Annotated in this window: 15 protein-coding genes and 1 tRNA gene; 10 read left to right on the top strand and 6 right to left on the bottom strand. The window is 72.0% G+C overall.

Annotated elements, in window-relative coordinates; genetic code table 11:
* Position 1: 1 nt before the first annotated feature.
* From J2N69_RS19465 to J2N69_RS19450, 3 genes are all read left to right on the top strand, one after another.
* Positions 2-1,453, top strand: a complete 1,452-nt coding sequence (locus tag J2N69_RS19465) for an FG-GAP repeat protein (RefSeq protein ID WP_230901919.1) — start codon at positions 2-4, stop codon at positions 1,451-1,453.
* Between the two features lie 184 nt (positions 1,454-1,637).
* On the top strand, positions 1,638-3,122 hold the full coding sequence (locus tag J2N69_RS19460; protein WP_408056751.1) for an FG-GAP repeat protein: 1,485 nt from the start codon (positions 1,638-1,640) through the stop codon (positions 3,120-3,122).
* A 149-nt stretch (positions 3,123-3,271) separates the two neighbouring features.
* A complete protein-coding gene (locus tag J2N69_RS19450) occupies positions 3,272-4,240 on the top strand; it encodes a Yip1 family protein (RefSeq protein WP_230904779.1) in 969 nt (322 codons plus the stop codon).
* A gap of 66 nt (positions 4,241-4,306) precedes the next feature.
* On the opposite strand, the gene J2N69_RS19445 is transcribed toward J2N69_RS19450, so the two are convergent.
* Positions 4,307-4,804 (bottom strand): phosphoribosyltransferase, encoded by a 498-nt coding sequence (locus tag J2N69_RS19445; RefSeq protein ID WP_230901918.1) that lies wholly within the window; start codon positions 4,802-4,804, stop codon positions 4,307-4,309.
* 8 nt (positions 4,805-4,812) lie between these two features.
* Positions 4,813-5,388: a dCTP deaminase gene (gene dcd, locus J2N69_RS19440; RefSeq protein ID WP_127909749.1), complete on the bottom strand. Its 576-nt coding sequence runs from the start codon at positions 5,386-5,388 to the stop codon at positions 4,813-4,815.
* A 540-nt stretch (positions 5,389-5,928) separates the two neighbouring features.
* Between dcd and J2N69_RS19435 the strand changes: the two genes are divergently transcribed.
* Both J2N69_RS19435 and J2N69_RS19430 read left to right on the top strand, forming a co-directional pair.
* Positions 5,929-6,002, top strand: a tRNA-Gly gene (locus J2N69_RS19435).
* A 204-nt stretch (positions 6,003-6,206) separates the two neighbouring features.
* Entirely contained in the window at positions 6,207-6,818 is a 612-nt protein-coding gene (locus J2N69_RS19430) for a DUF4232 domain-containing protein (RefSeq protein WP_230901917.1), read from the top strand.
* Positions 6,819-6,859: 41 nt separating this feature from the next.
* Here J2N69_RS19430 and J2N69_RS19425 read toward each other — a convergent pair whose 3' ends face one another.
* Together J2N69_RS19425 and J2N69_RS19420 are read right to left on the bottom strand one after the other, a co-directional pair.
* Complete coding sequence (locus J2N69_RS19425) at positions 6,860-7,066, bottom strand: hypothetical protein (protein ID WP_230901916.1); 207 nt, start codon at positions 7,064-7,066, stop codon at positions 6,860-6,862.
* Between the two features lie 76 nt (positions 7,067-7,142).
* Entirely contained in the window at positions 7,143-8,408 is a 1,266-nt protein-coding gene (locus J2N69_RS19420; protein ID WP_230901915.1) for an MFS transporter, read from the bottom strand.
* A 119-nt stretch (positions 8,409-8,527) separates the two neighbouring features.
* Here J2N69_RS19420 and J2N69_RS19415 point away from each other — a divergent pair, with 119 nt between their 5' ends.
* From J2N69_RS19415 to J2N69_RS19400, 4 genes are all read left to right on the top strand, one after another.
* Positions 8,528-12,181: an AfsR/SARP family transcriptional regulator gene (locus J2N69_RS19415; protein WP_230901914.1), complete on the top strand. Its 3,654-nt coding sequence runs from the start codon at positions 8,528-8,530 to the stop codon at positions 12,179-12,181.
* A gap of 84 nt (positions 12,182-12,265) precedes the next feature.
* Positions 12,266-12,631 (top strand): PH domain-containing protein, encoded by a 366-nt coding sequence (locus J2N69_RS19410; protein ID WP_127911138.1) that lies wholly within the window; start codon positions 12,266-12,268, stop codon positions 12,629-12,631.
* 119 nt (positions 12,632-12,750) lie between these two features.
* Positions 12,751-13,680 (top strand): SGNH hydrolase domain-containing protein, encoded by a 930-nt coding sequence (locus tag J2N69_RS19405; protein ID WP_230901913.1) that lies wholly within the window; start codon positions 12,751-12,753, stop codon positions 13,678-13,680.
* 143 nt (positions 13,681-13,823) lie between these two features.
* Positions 13,824-14,297, top strand: coding sequence for a DUF7144 family membrane protein (locus J2N69_RS19400; protein ID WP_230901912.1), 474 nt, complete (start codon positions 13,824-13,826; stop codon positions 14,295-14,297).
* A gap of 42 nt (positions 14,298-14,339) precedes the next feature.
* Here J2N69_RS19400 and J2N69_RS19395 read toward each other — a convergent pair whose 3' ends face one another.
* Complete coding sequence (locus J2N69_RS19395; RefSeq protein ID WP_230901911.1) at positions 14,340-15,032, bottom strand: gamma carbonic anhydrase family protein; 693 nt, start codon at positions 15,030-15,032, stop codon at positions 14,340-14,342.
* An 11-nt stretch (positions 15,033-15,043) separates the two neighbouring features.
* Positions 15,044-15,952, bottom strand: coding sequence for a LysR family transcriptional regulator (locus J2N69_RS19390; protein ID WP_230901910.1), 909 nt, complete (start codon positions 15,950-15,952; stop codon positions 15,044-15,046).
* A gap of 158 nt (positions 15,953-16,110) precedes the next feature.
* Here J2N69_RS19390 and J2N69_RS19385 point away from each other — a divergent pair, with 158 nt between their 5' ends.
* Complete coding sequence (locus J2N69_RS19385) at positions 16,111-17,415, top strand: SGNH/GDSL hydrolase family protein (RefSeq protein WP_230901909.1); 1,305 nt, start codon at positions 16,111-16,113, stop codon at positions 17,413-17,415.
* Positions 17,416-17,423: the final 8 nt, after the last annotated feature.

Genomic DNA, 17,423 nt, shown 5'->3' with positions numbered 1-17,423 from the left:
AGTGACTCAGTACGTACGCACGCCCGCGCGCAACAAACTCCTCGCGGCGGGCGCGCTCTGCGCCGCCACCGCCCTCGCGCTGACCGGCCTGACGGCGGGCAGCGCGGCCGCCGCCCCCGCCAAGCCGCGGACCGACTACAACGGCGACGGCTACGCGGACCTCGCCGTCGGCGTGCCCGGCGCCACCGTCGGCGGCCAGGCCAAGGCCGGTTACGTCAACGTCGTCTGGGGCGGCGCGAACGGCCTCGGCGCCCACGGCTCGACGACGGTCAGCCAGTCCACCGCGGGCGTGCCCGGCACCGCCGAGGCGGGCGACAAGTTCGGCAAGGCCGTCGACTCGAACGACATGAACGGCGACGGCTACGCCGACCTGGTCGTCGGCGCCCCCGGCGAGGACATGGGCACGGCCCTGGACGCGGGCAGCGTCGCGATCGTGTGGGGCTCCGCGGGCGGTTTCAAGGGCGGCTTCACCGCGGTCAGCGGAGGCGGCGAGTCGCGCAACTACGGCGCGCTGCTCACCACCGGCGACTTCGACAAGGACGGCGACAAGGACATCGCCCTCAACACCCACTTCGACGAGACCAGTTCGCTCGCGATGCGCTCCGGCCCGTTCACCACGGGCTCGTCCGCCGAGCTGTCCCGGATCGAGGGCTGGCACTTCGCCGGCCCGACCGTCGTCACCAGCGGCGACTTCGACGGCGACGGCGGGGACGACATCGCCCTGGCCTACAGCGGCATGGAGACCAAGGGCACCAGGGTGCTCAGCCGGGCGTCCGGCGAGTGGACGTCGCTCTGGAGCACCGGTGACACCACCAGCACCGCCCTCGCCGCCGGCGACTTCGACGGCGACGGCTCCACCGACCTCGCCATCGGCAACGTCCAGCCCAACCCCGAGGCCGACGGGACCGCCTGCGAGGACCGGCTGGGCGGCGCCGTCCTCACCGTCTACAACAAGAAGGACGGCAAGTTCGGCGACGGCGGCCACTCCTGCACCACGCAGGGCAGCCCCTCGGTCGCCGGAGACGCGGAGGCCGACGACAACTTCGGCGCCCACCTGGCGTCCGCCAACGTCGACCAGGACGGCATCGACGAGCTGATCGTCGGCGCCGACACGGAGGCCGTCGGCACCGCGAAGAACGCGGGCGCCTACTGGGTCCTCGCCTCGGCCGGCACCGGGAAGCCGCTCGTGGGCCCCTCCTTCGACCAGAACTCCACGGACGTGGCGGGCACGGCCGAGGCCGGCGACCGCCTCGGCGCGGATGTCGGCACCGGTGACTACAACGGCGACGGCTACCCGGACCTCGCGGTCGGCGCGCCCGGCGAGGACGGCAAGGGCGGCGTCTGGTACGCCCGCACCCCGAAGGACGGCCCGAACCCGCCGGTCACCTCGGTGACGCCGGGCAAGCTGGGACTCTCGGGTGTGACGCAGTACGGAGCGGTGCTGGGGAAGTAGGCCCTGCCCGGCTCTGCGGTTCCCCAACTCCCTGGCCCCGTACAACCCTTGGGCCACTCCGAAGGTCTTCCCTTCGCCGACCACGGCGTGACGCCAGGGCCAAAGCCCGGTGAACGCGCCGGTCGCGCAGCCCATTTGTCCGCGGGTGCCCGCCAGGCATCCCCGCCTGCCGCAGGAGAACCGCATGGCCAAGCACAAGCGCACCACCGCCGCCGAGGCCGGGCGGGGGCGCATACGCCTCGCGGCGGCCACCGCCGTCGCCGCCGCGATGTCCGGCGGGGTGCTCGCCGCCACGGCGGCCACCGCGTCGGCGGCGCCCGCCCCCGCCACGCAGCCCGACGCCGACTTCAACGGCGACGGCGCCGCCGACCTCGCCACCTCCGCCTCGGGCGCCCACGTGGCGGGCAAGGCCGGAGCCGGCCAGGTCACCGTGACGTACGGCGGCGCCGAGCGGCACCACACCACGTACAGCCAGAACAGCCCGGGCGTGCCCGGCTCCGCCGAGAAGCACGACAGCTTCGGCAACGACACCGCGTACGGCGACTTCAACCGCGACGGGTACGACGACCTCGCGGTGGCCGTGATGGGCGAGGACGTCGGCTCCGACGTCGACGGCGGCACCGTACAGATCCTGTGGGGCTCGAAGAACGGCCTGTCCGGCGGCACCACGCTGGAGGACCCGCGCCCCACCAAGCACGACTACTTCGGCGGGCCCCTCCAGACGGGCGACTTCGACGGCGACGGCAAGGACGACCTCGCCATCGGCTCCCGCTCCGGCGCGGCCACCATCGACGTGTACGAGGGCGGCTTCACCCGCGCCGGCGGCACCGGCAAGCACTACACCGTCACGCCGCCCATCATGAACGGCGAGGAGGCGGGCCCGTTCAACCTGCACTCCGGTGACGTCAACGGCGACGGCAAGGACGACCTGATCGTCGACGGCTACTCCGTCGCGGGCGGCGAGAACGCGAACCTGTGGCTGCCCGGCAGCGCGAACGGCGTCACCACGGCCGGCGTGCAGCGGCTCCCCGGCGGCGTCATCACCGACGTCGGCGACACGGACAGCGACGGCTACGGCGACATCATCATTGGCCTGACCTGGGACGACGGCATCTCCGGCGCGCACAAGGGCGGCACGGTGTACGTCGTGAAGGGCAAGTCCACCGGCCCGTACGGCGGCAGCCAGGTGATCACCCAGGACACCGAGGGCGTGCCCGGCAGCGCCGAGAACGGCGACGCGTTCGGCACCGAACTGGACCTCGGCGACATCAACGGCGACGGCCACCTCGACCTGGTCGTGGGCACCCCCGGCGAGAATCTGGAGGGTGTCTCCGACGCGGGCTCCGTCACGGTCATCTACGGCGCGGCGGACGGCTCCGGCCTCTCCACGGCGGGCGCCGTCCTGCTCAGCCAGAACACCCCGGGCGTCGCCAACACCAACGAGCGGAACGACTCCTTCGGCTCGGACGTCCACATCGACGACCTCGACGACGACGGCCGCGGCGACCTCGCGGTGGGCGCCGCCGGGGAGAACTCCGAGAACGGCGCCCTCTACCTCCTGGCCTCCCAGGCGGACGGCACGCTGTCCGGCGGGGCGGGCGTCTACACCTCCACGGTGGGCATCTCCGCCAAGGGCACCCCGAGCTTCGGCCACAACTTCGCGGACTGACCCCGCTCCCCGTCCTGGCCGCCGGGCTTCCGCCGCGGACCCCGGGAACCCTCAGGGTCCCCCTTAGGGGTTGTCACAGGTCGGCCGCAAAGCCTCTCTCCTCCCAAGGAGGGACGACCGCACTCCGTAAGACCAGGTACGTTCGATTCGTGGCTGGATTCAGGATCGGACGCGGCCGGGACAACCGCGCCGCGCGACCGCAACAACAACCGCGGCAGCAGCCGTACGGGCAGCAGTCCCCCCAGGGGCAGCAGCAGTCGTACGGCTACCCGCCCGCGCCCCCGAACCCGCAGCAGTACGGCGGTGGCGGCCCCCAGTACGGGGGCGGCGGACCTCAGTACGGGGGCGGTGGCCCGCAGCCCGGCAGAGGCGGTCAGCAGTGGCCGCAGGCCGACGGCGGCCACGGCGAGCCGGAGTACTTCGGCGGTCCGGACGGCCAGGGCCACGGCCCCCAGGGCGGGTACGACCCGTACGCGGCCAACAACCCCGGGCACACCCAGGCCTTCTCCATCGGCGAGGACCCCTACCACCAGGGCGACACCTACCGCGCGGGCCAGCCCGCCGCGGCGCCGATCGGGCCGCGCCTGCACTGGAAGGACCTGCTGCGCGGCATCGTGCTGCGCCCGGGTCCGACCTTCCTCCAGATGCGGGACTACGCGATGTGGGGCCCGGCCCTCGTCGTCACGTTCCTCTACGGCCTGCTCGCGATCTTCGGCTTCGACGACGCCCGCACCGACGCGATCAACGCCACGCTGTCATCCGTGATCCCGTACGTCCTCACCACCGGCGTCGCGATCACCATCAGCGCCTTCATCCTGGGCGTGGTCACGCACACCCTGGCCCGCCAGCTCGGCGGTGACGGCGCGTGGCAGCCGACGGTCGGCCTCTCCATGCTGATCATGTCGCTGACGGACGCGCCGCGCGTGATCGTGGCGATGTTCTTCGGCGGCGGCCAGTCCTTCGTCCAGCTGCTGGGCTGGGCGACCTGGCTCGCGGCGGGCGCACTGCTGACGACCATGGTGAGCAAGTCCCACGACCTGCCGTGGCCGAGGGCGCTCGGCGCGGCCTCGATCCAGTTGCTCGCGATCCTGTCGATCATCAAGCTGGGCACGTTCTAGCGGTACCGCGACGAGGAAGGGCCCGGGGCGTCGAAGCCCCGGGCCCTTCGTCATGCAGTCGACGTGTCAGGCGTCGAGAACCTGACCGTCCCGCTTCACGACGGGCGGCTCGACGCTCCACGGGAAGTTGATCCACTCGTCGGTGCGCTTCCACACGTACTCGCACTTCACGAGCGAGTGCGACTTCTCGTAGATGACGGCGGACCGCACCTCGGCGACATGGTCGAGACAGAAGTCGTGCACCAGCTTCAGCGTCTTGCCGGTGTCGGCGACGTCATCGGCGATGAGCACCTTCTTGTCGGTGAAGTCGATCGCGTTGGGCACAGGCGCGAGCATGACGGGCATCTCCAAGGTGGTGCCCACACCTGTGTAGAACTCCACGTTCACCAGGTGGATGTTCTTGCAGTCGAGCGCGTACGCGAGACCGCCGGCGACGAAGACGCCGCCGCGGGCGATGGAGATGATGATGTCGGGCCGGTACCCGTCGTCGGCGATGGCCTGCGCCAGCTCGCGCACGGCGCCGCCGAACTTCTCGTACGTAAGGTTCTCGCGAACGTCACTCATGCTGGATGTCACACCTGTGTCCGATGGAAATTGAGGAAGGACCGGGAGGCGGTCGGCCCGCGCTGCCCCTGGTAACGCGACCCGTACCGCTGTGAGCCGTAGGGCTCCTCGGCGGAAGAGGTCAGCCGGAACAGGCACAGCTGCCCGATCTTCATGCCCGGCCAGAGCTTGATCGGCAGCGTCGCCAGGTTCGACAGCTCCAGGGTCACGTGCCCCGAGAACCCGGGGTCGATGAACCCGGCGGTGGAGTGCGTGACGAGCCCGAGCCGCCCGAGGCTGGACTTGCCCTCCAGCCGGCTGGCGAGGTCATCGGGAAGGCTGACGACCTCGTACGTGGACGCGAGGACGAACTCCCCGGGGTGGAGGATGAACGGTTCGTCGCCCTCCGGCTCCACGAGCCGTGTCAGGTCGGCCTGCTCCACGGAGGGGTCGATGTGGGGGTAGCGGTGGTTCTCGAACACCCGGAAGTAGCGGTCCAGCCGCACATCGATGCTCGAGGGCTGCACCATGGATTCGTCGTACGGATCGATCCGCACCCGTCCGGAGTCGATCTCGGCCCGGATGTCCTTGTCTGAGAGAAGCACGCACCGAGGATACGCAGAGCGCGCGGGCCCGCCACAATCTCGTGGACGGTGACGCGCCCGCGCGCCTGTACCGGGTGTACCCGTGCCCGTGGTTACTGCTTCTGCAAGGCCACCGGCACGGCGTGCCGGAGCCGGGCGCAGCGCGGGCAGCGGATGAGCCGGCCGGGCCCGAGCCGGCCGGCCTGCTGCATCGGGAACGACGCGGTGCTGAACACGTGCCCTTCGGCACATCGGACGACGGTGCGCTCCATCAAGTCCTCGAGTCCCTTCCCCAAAGCCGTGTGTGAACTCGTACGCCTGAGACTCGTTTCCGAGCCGACGACGAAAGCCCACATTACGGTATGAAAGGGACGCCACTTCAAGCGGCACGGCCACCGACACGACCCCTCAGCGGTCCCCCTACGGTACGCCCCAACTCCCTCCCGTCGCACGGCGCATCCACGCCCCGGACAGCACGCGGGCCCCGCGGCGGGGACGCCCGGGGCCCATGATGAGGTAGACTGTGCGACGCTACGCAACCGCTTCTGGCGGTGCGTTTTCGCGGGTGTAGTTTAGTGGTAGAACATCAGCTTCCCAAGCTGAGAGTGCGAGTTCGATTCTCGTCACCCGCTCCATAGCCAAGGCCCAGGTCATCGACCTGGGCCTTTTTGTTTTGTCAGGTCTGCCAGGCCGAGGGCGGCAGCGGGACGTGAGTCGGGTGGCAGGGGGACGTGAGCGGGGTGGGGCAGGGTCAGGGGTGTCAGCGGGGCGGCCGTGGCCGGAGACGGTCGGGCGGCTCATGCCGGCGTTTGTTCGTCTCTACTTCCGGGGGAACTCCCATGCGTACTCTCCGCAGTCGTACCACCGTCCTCGCCGCATCCGGCGCCGCCGTTCTCGCGCTCTCCCTCACCGCCTGCGGGGGCAGTGGCACAGGGGTCAGGTCCTCCGGGGCGGTTGAGGAACCCGCCACCGTCAGGCTGTCGGCCGCGCAGGGCAGTGGGAGTGGTGGGAGTGCTGGGAGCAAGGCCTCCTCCCCCGTCTGCACCACCGGGGACGTGTCCGTCAGCGCCGCCCGCCACGGCGGGCCGCCGTACATCCACATCGTGCTCACCGCCAAGAACACCTCGGGCCGCAGCTGCACGATGGTCGGCTTCCCGGAGATCCAGTTTCTGGAGAGCCACCGCGAGAACGTGCCGCCTGTCGCCAAGAGCAAGCCCTCCGCTCCCGTCGTCCTCAAGGCCGGTGCCCCCGCCTACGCCCTCGTGAAGCTGTCGGACGGCGGCGCCCACGAGGAGAACGAGATCGTCACCGACTTCTCCGTCACCCTTCAGGGCGGCGGCGGCATGACCGCCGTCAAGGCTCCCGGCGAGGGCGGCATCGCCGTCGACCCGGCGACGTGGGCGACGGGCTATTGGACGTATCAGCTCCGCAACGGTGCCGATGACTTCTGAGCCGTGAACCGGGAACTGTCACAGGCCGGCGGGCAGCTGAGCTACTCCCCGGAGGAGCTGTTGCCGCTGCCGCCCCGGCCCTTCTTCGTGGCCGAGGCGGCCACGGCGGCCAACTCCGCGGCCACCGTCGTCGCCTTGGCCACGCCGTGGACCCAGCGCGGGCCGCCCCGGGCCGCCCACACGACGGCTCCGAGGCCCGCCGCCGCGATCAGCACCAGCATGCTGAGCAGCAACACCATCATCGACATCCCCACCCCACCTGACGCGGGTCTCCGTAGAGCCCTTCGTACGGGCTCCGATCATCTCAGACCTGTGGGCAGAGCTTTACTGCTTCGCACCGGGCCGTACCGCCGGGAAGCCGTGAGTGCGGGCGAGGAGGATCACGAGCAGGACCGGGGTCAGGAGCAGCAGGATCGTCCAGGGGAAGGATGACGTGCCGGAGAGGTCGAGGAGGAGGCCGCCGATGACGCCGCCGGCCGCCATGGCCACGTTCCAGAGGGTGACCAGCATGGCCTGGGCCGCGTCCGCCGCGTCGCCGCCCGCGTCGGCGGCGGCGGTCTGGAGGAGGGTGGGGGCGCCGCCCCAGCCCAGGCCCCAGAGGGTCACCGCGGCGTAGACGAGTGCCGGGGTGTCGGAGAGCACCGCCAGCAGGGCCGCGGCCACGCCGACCAGGAGGACGGCGGCGAGCGTGAGTACGCGCAGCCTGCGGTGGATCAGGGCGCCGACGGCCCAGATGCTGAGCAGGGACGCGGCACCGAAGACCAGGAGGACGGCGTCGGTCGAGCCGCCCATGCCGAGGTCGGTGAGGTACGTCGCGATGTACGTGTAGAGAACCGTGTGCGCCAGGACGAAGACCAGGGTGACGAAGAGGACCGGTGACACGCCGGGTACGCGCAGCGTGCGCAGCATCGGCGGTGTCGCCCCGCGCGGGCGGCCGGGATAGTCGGGCACGAGGGCCGCGATCCAGGCCAGCAGGCCCACCGTGAGGCCGGTCATCACGAGGAACACCGCCTGCCAGCTGAGCAGTTCGCCGAGGTACGTGCCCGCCGGGACGCCCAGCGAGAGTGCCACCGGGATGCCCGCCATGGCGATGGCGATCGCCCTGCCCTGGAGGTGGACGGGTGCCATGCGGCGGGCGTATCCGGCGAGGAGCGCCCAGGCCAGGCCCGCGGCCACGCCCGCCACGAAACGGGCGGCCATCGTGAGGGTGTAGTCGCCCGAGACCGCCGTGACGGTGTTGGCGGCGGCGAAGCCCGCCATCGCCAGCAGGAGCAGCCGTTTGCGCCGCCAGCCCGCGGTGGCCGCCGTCAGCGGGATCGCGGTGAGGGCGGTGCCGAGGGCGTAGATCGTGACGGTCTGGCCGGTCGCTGACTCGCTCACGCCGAGGTCCGCACTCATGGCGGGCAGCAGGCCCGCGGGCAGGGTCTCGGTGAGGCTGGTGATGAAGACGGCGGTGGCCAGGGCGAGGAGGCCCGCGAGCGGGAGTTTCTTCTGTTGTGGGGGTGTGTGGGGTGTACGGGGTGCGTGCGGGCCGCTTGTCGTCGGGTGGGTGCTCTTTGGGTGCGTGGGTGTCGGGTCCGTGGTGGGCATGACTGGTGGGTCCTTTCAGGGGCGGTTCGTAGGGCCGGGACGACTCTGGTCGGGGGCGCTTCGGGTGCGCTGATGGTTCGCTGACGGTCCGCTGCCGGGCGGTGTGTACGGTGATCCGCATGCGGTTCGGGGTGCTCGGTCCACTGGCGGTGTGGGACGGCGAGGGGGAGCCGGTGACCGTGCCCGAGGTCAAGGTCAGGGCGCTGCTCACCGATCTTCTGGTGCACGAGGGGCGGGTCGTCTCCGCCGACCTGCTCATCGACGATCTGTGGGGCGGCCGGCCGCCGGGCAACTCGGCCAACGCGCTTCAGGCCAAGGTCTCCCAGCTGCGCCGGGCGATCGGGCGTGACCGTGTCGTACGTCAGGCGCCCGGTTATCGGCTGCGGGTGGATGTGGCGGCTGGGGACGAGGTGGACGCGTATCGGTTCCGGGAGTTGGTGGAGGGGGCAGGGGGTGAGGCCGACCCCCGGGTACGGGTCGATCTGCTGACCTCGGCGCTGGAGTTGTGGCGTGGGGCCGCGTATGCCGACTTCGGTGATGCGGAGTTCGTACGGGCGTCCGCGCGGCGCCTGGCCGAGCAGCGGCTGTCCGCGTTGGAGGAGCGGGCCGAGGCGCGGCTTGCCCTTGGTGAACATGTGGCCGTGCTCGGTGAGCTGGCGGAGTTGGTGGCCCGGCATCCGTTGCGGGAGCGGTTGCGGGCGGTGCACATGCGGGCCCTGTATGCGGCGGGGCGGCAGAGTGAGGCGCTTGCCTCGTATGCGGGGCTGCGAGAGCAACTGGGGCGGGAGTTGGGGGTTGAGCCCGGGCCCGAGTTGACCTTGTTGCGGGATGCGGTTCTACGGCAGGAGCTTTCGCTTGAGCCGGGTGTTCCCTTGCCCGCCGCTGCGCGGCGGATGTCTCCCACCCACCCGCCCGTACCCCCGCGGTCATTCCCTCCCCGTAGGAGCCAGCAGCCTGCCCGCAGCACCCGCGGCAACAATCTCCCCGTCCCCCTCACCCCCCTGATCGGCCGCGAGCACTCCGTGACCGCCGTTCAGCGGCTCCTTGCCACCGCGCGGCTCGTCACGCTCACCGGTCCCGGCGGCGTCGGGAAGACCCGGCTCGCCGTCGAAGCGGCCTCCCGTGAGGAGGGCGGGTTGTGGCTCGTCGAGTTCGCCGGGCAGTACGGGGCCGGGAGCAGCGTCGATGATCTCGCCCAGGCCGTCGCCGCCGCGCTCGGGCTCCGCGATGACGTGCCGGCCTCAGGTGCGCCGGCCACGGCCGAACCCGCCGCCGGGCCCCTCGAACGCCTCGTCGCCGCGCTGCGGGACCGGCGCGTGCTTCTCGTCCTCGACAACTGCGAGCAGGTCGTGGAGCAGGCCGCCGCGCTCGCCGACGCGGTGTTGCGTGCGGCGCCCGAGGTGCGCGTCCTCGCCACCAGTCAGGAGCCGCTGGGGCTCACGGGTGAGGCGGTGTTCCTGGTGGAGCCCTTGCAGGGTGCCGACGCCGTCGAGTTGTTCACCGCGCGTGCCGCCGCCGCGGCGCCCGGGTTCGTCGCCTCCGAGCCCGGTGACGCGGAGGCCGTCGCCGAGATCTGCCGGCGGCTGGACGGTATTCCGCTCGCCCTGGAACTTGCCGCTACGCGGGTACGTGCCCTCGGGGTGCGGGAGTTGGCCGTACGGCTCGGTGATCGCTTCCGGTTGCTGACCTCGGGGCGGCGGGGGGCGCCGGCGCGGCAGCAGACGTTGCGGGCGGTGATCGACTGGAGCTGGGAGTTGCTCGGCCGGGCCGAGCGTGTCGTGTTGTGCCGGCTCGCCGTGCATCGGGGTGGGTGCACGTTGGAGGCCGCGGAGGCGGTGTGTGCGGGGGGTGAGGTGGGCCGGGAGGAGGTTCTCGACCTCGTGACGCGGCTCGTGGAACGGTCGCTGGTGGTGATGGTGCCGGGGGATGGGGTTACGGGGGTCCGGTATCGGCTGCTGGAGTCCGTGGCCGCGTATGCCGGTGAGCGGTTGCGGGAGGGGGAGGATCTCGGTGCGCTGCGGGAGCGGCATTTGAGGCACTATCTGGGGTTGGCTGAGAGGGCTGAGGCGGGGCTTCGGGGGGCGGGGTTGCCGGGGGCGGGGTTGCCGGGGGCTGGACTGTCGGGGGCGGAGGTGCCGGGGGCCGGGGGGATGGAGGCCGGGCAGGGGGTGTGGCTTCGGCGGCTGGATGTGGAGGCGGGGAATCTGCGTGCGGCTCTGGAGGAGGCGGTGGGTGCGCCTTGGCCTCGGGAGGCGGTGCGGTTGGCTTCGGCGTTGGCTTGGTGGTGGGTGCTTCGGGGGCGGCTGGCGGAGGGGCGGTGGGCGTTTGCGGCGGTGGCGGAGCTGAGGGAGTTGGGGGCGGGGTGGGGTGAGCTTCGGTTGCTCGGTGGGGCGTTTGCTCTGTTGACCGGGGAGAGGGGGGAGCGGGGGGTGGGGGTGGGTTGTTGTGGGGTGGGTGACTGCGGGTGGAAGGGGGCTGGTCGCGCAGTTCCCCGCGCCCCTGACGGGGCCCGGCCCGTGCGTCCCTGCGGGTGCGAGAGGGCTGAGCGCGCCGTTCCCCGCGCCCCTGACGGGGCCCGACCCGTGCGTCCCTGCGGGTGCGAGAGGGCTGAGCGCGCCGTTCCCCGCGCCCCTGACGGGGCCCGACCCGTGCGTCCCTGCGGGTGCGAGAGGGCTGAGCGCGCCGTTCCCCGCGCCCCTGACGGGGCCCGACCCGTGCGTCCCTGCGGGTGTGAGGGGGCTGAGCGCGCCGTTCCCCGCGCCCCTGACGGGGGCGGGCTTGGGGGGAACGAGCGGCGGGCCCTCTGGCTTTGGGGGTATGGGCTGTTCAGTGTGGGGGATCTTGCGGGGAGTGAGTGCGTCAACGCGCGCGTGCTGCACGATGCCGCGGCTCGGGGGGATCGGTGGAGTACGGCCGCCGGGCTCGCGCTTCGGGGGATGCATGCCTTGATGCGGGGGGATCTGGACACCGTCGGGCGGGACGCGTCGCGGGCCGTGGCGTTGTTCCGGGAACTCGGGGATCAGTGGGGGGAGTTGCAGGGCATCGCCCCGCTCGCCGTGCTCGCCGAGATCAAGGGGGAGTACGACGAGGCCGCCCGCCGGCAGCACGAAGGGCTCCGTATCGCCCGTGAGCTGCGGCTGGAGGCCGAGGTCGCCGCGCGGCTCTCCGGGCTCGGGCGCCTCGCCCTGCTCGCCCGGGACTGGGAGCGCGCCCGTGAGCTGCACGAGGAGGCCCGGCGGCGCGCCGCCGCCCAGGGCTACCGCTACGGCGAGATCCACGCCGAGATGGGCCTCGCCCTGGGGGCCCGGCGCTCCGGAGACCTCGCCGCCGCCGAGTCGTACCTGTTCCGCATCCGCGACCGCCACGCGGACGTCTCCTCCCCCGCCGGTGACCACCTGCTCCACGCCGAGCTGGGCTTCATCGCCGAACTCCGCGGCGACGCCCCCCGCGCCGAAGCCGAGCACCGACGCGGCCTGGCCATCGCCCGGCAGCTGGCCGAGCCCCGTGCCCTCGCCCTCTCCCTGGAAGGCCTCGCGGGCGCCGCGGCCCTCGCCGGTGACGCCGAACACGCCGCGCTGCTCCTCGGCACCGCCGACGCGGCCCGCCGCAGCGTCGGCGCCCCGCTGCCGCCCGCCGAGCGCGGTGACGTCGACCGCGTCACCGCCTCGGCGAGCGCCTCCCTCGGCCCGGCCGCCTTCGCCGAGGCCTTCGAACGCGGCGCGCAGCTCCCCGCCGACCCCCATCGCCCCGGTCACCCCGGTCAGCCCGGTTAGGGTTGGCCTGATCCCGTGGTTCATCCGGGTCACGGGGCATGGGGAACGATCCACCGAGTGGGTCACGACAGTGGGGGGCCTTCCATGGCACTTTTCGGCAACGCGCACACCATCGATCCGGGCAAGGCGCAGAACGAGTACGCCCGGCTTCTCGGGCACGGCGAGCAGGTCCACGCCGCGTACCTCCTGATACGCGACACCATGCTGTTCACCGACCGCCGCCTGATCATGGTCGACAAGCAGGGCATCACCGGCAAGAAGGTCGAATACCACTCGGTCCCCTACCGCAGCATCACCCACTTCGCGGTGGAGACGGCCGGGCACTTCGACCTCGACGCCGAGCTGAAGATCTGGATCTCCGGCAACCAGGTGCCGCTCCAGAAGACGTTCACCAAGGGCGTCGACATCTACGAGGTGCAGGCCATCCTGACGCAGTTCGTCGCCCGCTAGAGCCGCCGGAGACACGACGCGGGGCGCCGGGCCCACTTGGCAGAACGATGCCTATCGCCCGGCGCCCCGCGTGTGCTTGCCTGGGGGGTCATTTCAGCTGTCTGGGGCGGGAGTTGCCGGTGCGTAAGCTGTGGGCCGCGGGAGTACTGGCCGGGGCGTTGCTCCTCGCCGGGTGCGGGGACCCCGGGGCCGGGGGCGAGGTCCCGGAGCGCTTACCGAAGGCCCCGGGCGCCGAGCGGGCCGAGCGCACGCCCTCCGCGCCGCCGCCCTCGGCGACCTCCACCACCCGGAAGCGGATCGCCGCCAAGCCGGCCCCCAAGGTGCTTTACCTCGGTGACTCCCTCGCCATGGAGAACCAGGACGTCCTGGGCGCCCACCTCAAGGACCGCCTCGGCGCCCGCTACCGCAGCGCCCCCTACTCCGGCACCACCCTCTGCGACTACCTCGAAGGCACCGGCAAGGACTCCCTCGTCCCCGACACCGACAAGGCCGCCGCGCTGATCCGCGCCGAACGGCCGGATTACGTCGTACTCCAGTTCTGGGGCAACGCCTGGGGTTACACGCCCTGCATGGACGGCATCACGTACGACAAGGCCCCCGGCAAGTACTTCGACCGGTACGCCGCCGACGCCCAGGCCCTGACCCGGCAGATCGACGCCGCCGCCGGGGCGGGACGTACGCGTGTCGTGTGGGTCCTCCAGGGCCCCGACGCCATCACGCCCGACCGCGTCCGCCGCGTCAACGCCCTGTACCAGGCGCGGGCCCGCGCCTCCGGCGGCCTCGTGGCCGACGCGGGCAAGGCCGTGGCCCCGGCCTCCGCGCGCTACTCCTGGGCGGAGAAGCTGCCGTGCACTTCGTACGAGACGAAGCACCCGGCGTACTGCACGGAGCCCGGGCGGAACCTCACCGCCCTCCACCGCGACAAGGACTACCTGCACTTCTGCCTGGCGCCCACCACGGCCAAGTCCCGGCCCTGCCCGGTGCGTTCACCCGGTGTCCGCCGCATGGCCTCGGCCATCACCGAGGCCATCGCGTCAGACCTCCGGTAGCCGCGGCCCCCACAAGGACGCGCGGAGGCGGCCGGAGGTCGCCCGTTCGGAGTAGGCCCGGTCGCCGCCGCACCGCCCTCCGTCACACGCTGTGAGTCCGCGACGCAGGACTCCCCGACGGAGGACAGAGGAAAGAGGCGGTCATGAGCAGCGCGACGCCCCCTACGCCGGGCCACTCCACCGGGCCGCAGCACCACCCCACCGGACCGCAGCATCACCACCACACCGTGGAGGAGAATCCGTGGGCCACCGGCGGCACGATGTTCGCCGGTGTGCTGATGCTGGTGAACGGCGTCCTCGGCGTGTTCGTGGGGATCGCGGGCATCGCCAAGGACGACGTGTACGAGCGGGTCGGCGACTACGTGTACAAGTTCAACCTGACCACGTGGGGCTGGATTCACCTGGTGCTCGGGCTCGTCATCGCGGTCACCGGCTGGGGCATCCTCAAGGGCGCGGCCTGGGCGAAGGCGACCGGCGTGGCGCTGGCGGCACTCGGCGTCGTGGCGCAGTTCCTGTGGCTGCCGTACACGCCGGTGTGGGCGTTCATCTCGATCGCGCTCGGCGTCTTCGTCATCTGGGCGCTGTGCACGGACCGTTCGGACGTGGCCGGGCCCTGAGAGAGGACTGCACGTGGCCGCGCGAGGGGCGCTGACGCGGCGCTAGCCGACATCCAGGACCTCATCGTCCGCGTGTGTGCCGAACTCGGCGACGCGCACCTCCGCGATCTGCTCGTACCGGCTGATCCGGTCGGTCCACTCCGCGTCGACACCGAACGCCGCCCGCGCGAAGCCCACCCGGCCGACCGCCTCGGCCAAGTCCTGATCACCGGCGGCCATCAGCCGCACCGGCGCGTCAAGCGCCACCGTGTGCGGCGGCACGAAGTACTCGTCCGGCACAACGGTGCGCGCGTGAACGAGCGCGCCGACAGCGACAACCGAGCCGGCCCCCAACCGTGCGCACTGCAGAACCGTCGCCGCGGTCGCCACATAGACACACCTGCCGGCCTCGCAGCCCAGCAGCGTGGCGTGCGGCCCCACGAAGACGTGGTCGCCGACGAGCACCGGCTGATCGCCGGCGACCGCGGACCCGCGCAGCACCGCGTTCTCGCAGATCACCGCCGCCTCCCCCACCTCGATCCGAGACCCCTCGGCATCGAGCACCGCCCCGTACATCACCCGCGCCCTCGGCCCCACGCGGACATCACCGACGAGCGTGGCCGTCGGGGTGACATAGGCGGTGGGATGGACCTGCGGTTCATGCCCGCGATGCCGGATGCGGATTCCCTGCGTGTCAGCGATCATGAGCGGATTCTCGACCGGCCGGCCGCGAGCAGGCTGGCGGATTTCAGACATCGCGTCCGTAGCTAGTACGCGGCGGGGCCACCGTTGGCCGCGACGGTGTCGGAGACCGTGCGGATGAACGCCTCGGAGCGGGCGTTGGTGCCCGCCGTGCGCCAGATCAGCGCGACCTCGGCGCAGGGCACGTCCCGCAGCGGTACGAAGACGACATCGGGACGGGCGTAGTACCGCTCGACGGAGGCGACCATCGGGGAGATCCCCTGGCCGGTGGCGACCAGGGTCATCAGTTCCTGGAAGCCGGCCACGGCCTGGCCGCGGCGGATCTCGCGGCCGCTGGGCGTGCGGCGCGGCACGTGGAAGTCCCACCAGTAGGCGGGCGCGCCGTTGGTGACGCCGAAGAAGGTCTCGCCCGCCAGTTCCTCCAGGGAGACCGAGGCGCGTGCGGCGAGCGGGTGGCCGAGCGGCAGGGCGAGGACGCGCGGTTCGTTGATGACGACGGGGCCGACGGTGAGGTCCGGCTCGGTCACGGGCAGGCAGGTGAAGAGGACGTCGATCTCGCCGCGGCGCAGGGGGCCCAGCGGGTCGTGGAACTGCGTCTCACGCATGGTGACCTCGCTGCCGGGGCAGCGCTCGCGGAACGTCGCGAGGACCGGAGCGGTCAGGGAGCCCGCGCCCGAGCCGAGGAAGCCGACGTTCAGCTCGCCCTCGACGCCCCGCGCGGTGTCCTTGGCGCGCGCCACGGCCGCCTCCAGCTGCGCGTGCAGCGGCGCCACGTCCTCGTACAACTGCCGACCCAGCGGTGACATGCGTACGACGCGGCTGGTGCGTTCGAAGAGGGGGGCGCCGATCTTGCGCTCCAGTTTCTTCACGGTCTGGCTGACGCGGGCCTGGGAGAGGAGGAGGCGTTCGGCGGTGCGGCCGAAATGCAGTTCCTCGGCCAGTGTCAGGAAGGTCTCCAGCTCCTGCCGTTCCATCACATACCCCCTGTGACCTGCGTCGATAAGCGTGAGCGCAGGGATCGTTTCATGGATCGCCGTTGATCGGGCCGGGTGGCCGGTGGATCTTTGAGGAGCCGATCCGGCCCGTGCACCTCTGCAACTCCCTGGAGACCATGATGATTTCGCGTGCCCGTATGACCGCCGTCGCCACCGCCACCGCCCTCGCGCTGACCGCGGGGGCCGTCGTGACCGGCGCCCACGCCGTCGGCGCCCACACCACGGCGCCCGCCGACTCGTCCGCCACTTCGCCGGCCAAGAAGCCGGAGGCGGGGTGGTCGGCCGCCTGGGCCGCCGCCCCGCAACGCCCGAGCACCGGCTTCAAGCCCAACTGGTCGGAGGCCGGTTTCGACAACCAGACCCTGCGCCAGGTCGTCCGCGTCACCGAGGGCGGCGACCGCGCCCGCATCCGGCTCTCCAACCGGTACGGCGCCTCGCCGCTGCGGATCGAGAGCGCCACCGTCGCGCGGACGGCGGACGGCGCGGAGAAGGGGGCCGCCGTGGAGGCGGACTCGGTGCGGCGGCTCACCTTCGGCGGGAAGCGCTCCGTCACGATCCCCGCGGGCGCCGACCTGTCCAGCGACGGCGCCGGGCTGAGACTCGCCCCCATGGAGTCCGTGACCGTCACGCTGCACCTGTCGGGGACCACGGGCCCGGCCACCTTCCACGCCCAGTCCTTCGCCACCAGCTACCGCGCGGACGGCGACCACACCACGGACACCGGCGGCAAGGCCTTCGGCGAGACGACCGAATCCTGGTACTACCTGGCGGGCGTGGACGTGAGCGGCGGCGAGCGCCCGGCCCGGCGGGACGGCGTCGTGCTCTTCGGCGACTCCATCACGGACGGCTTCGCCTCCACCACCGACGAGAACCGCCGCTGGTCCGACGCCCTCGCCGAACGCCTCGCGAAGGCGGGCGACCAGCGGCCCGTCCTCAACGCCGGCATCGGCGGCAACCTCGTCCTCAACGACTCGGCCTGGTACGGCGAGCGGAGCGCCAACCGCTTCGCGCGGGACGCCCTCGACCTGCCCGGCGTCGGCACGGTCGTCGTCCTCGAAGGCGTCAACGACATCGGCTTCTACGAAGGCGACCACCCCACCTACAAGCCCGCCCCGAAGGTCACCGCGCGCCAGCTGATCAACGGCCACCGCGCGCTGATCCGCGAGGCCCGCGCCAAGGGCGTGCGGATCGTCGGTGCGACGCTGCTGCCGCTCGGCGGCTCCGACCACTACGGCGAGCACTCGGCGAAGGTGAGCGACGCGTTCAACACGTGGGTGCGCACGTCCGGTGAGTACGACGCGTACGTCGACTTCGACAAGGCCCTCGCCGACCCGGACGACCCGGAGCGGATCGCTCCCGCGTACGACAGCGGCGACCAGCTGCACCCGAACGACGCGGGGTACCGGGCCATGGCGCGCGCGGTCGACCTGAAGTCGCTCTGACCGTGCTG

The sequence above is a fragment of the Streptomyces huasconensis genome, assembly GCF_021028635.1.
Lineage (GTDB): Bacteria > Actinomycetota > Actinomycetes > Streptomycetales > Streptomycetaceae > Streptomyces > Streptomyces huasconensis.
This window is presented reverse-complemented; position numbering and strand designations above follow the sequence as displayed.

Bases quoted from the DNA above. Each gene is read 5' to 3' on its own strand.
- J2N69_RS19460 (WP_408056751.1), top strand. From the start codon at position 1,638: ATGGCCAAGCACAAGCGCACCACCGCCGCCGAGGCCGGGCGGGGGCGC.
- J2N69_RS19445 (WP_230901918.1), bottom strand. From the start codon at position 4,804: ATGAGTGACGTTCGCGAGAACCTTACGTACGAGAAGTTCGGCGGCGCC.
- J2N69_RS19430 (WP_230901917.1), top strand. From the start codon at position 6,207: ATGCGTACTCTCCGCAGTCGTACCACCGTCCTCGCCGCATCCGGCGCC.
- J2N69_RS19425 (WP_230901916.1), bottom strand. From the start codon at position 7,066: ATGTCGATGATGGTGTTGCTGCTCAGCATGCTGGTGCTGATCGCGGCG.
- J2N69_RS19420 (WP_230901915.1), bottom strand. From the start codon at position 8,408: ATGCCCACCACGGACCCGACACCCACGCACCCAAAGAGCACCCACCCG.
- J2N69_RS19415 (WP_230901914.1), top strand. From the start codon at position 8,528: ATGCGGTTCGGGGTGCTCGGTCCACTGGCGGTGTGGGACGGCGAGGGG.
- J2N69_RS19410 (WP_127911138.1), top strand. From the start codon at position 12,266: ATGGCACTTTTCGGCAACGCGCACACCATCGATCCGGGCAAGGCGCAG.
- J2N69_RS19400 (WP_230901912.1), top strand. From the start codon at position 13,824: ATGAGCAGCGCGACGCCCCCTACGCCGGGCCACTCCACCGGGCCGCAG.
- J2N69_RS19395 (WP_230901911.1), bottom strand. From the start codon at position 15,032: ATGTCTGAAATCCGCCAGCCTGCTCGCGGCCGGCCGGTCGAGAATCCG.
- J2N69_RS19390 (WP_230901910.1), bottom strand. From the start codon at position 15,952: ATGGAACGGCAGGAGCTGGAGACCTTCCTGACACTGGCCGAGGAACTG.
- J2N69_RS19385 (WP_230901909.1), top strand. From the start codon at position 16,111: ATGACCGCCGTCGCCACCGCCACCGCCCTCGCGCTGACCGCGGGGGCC.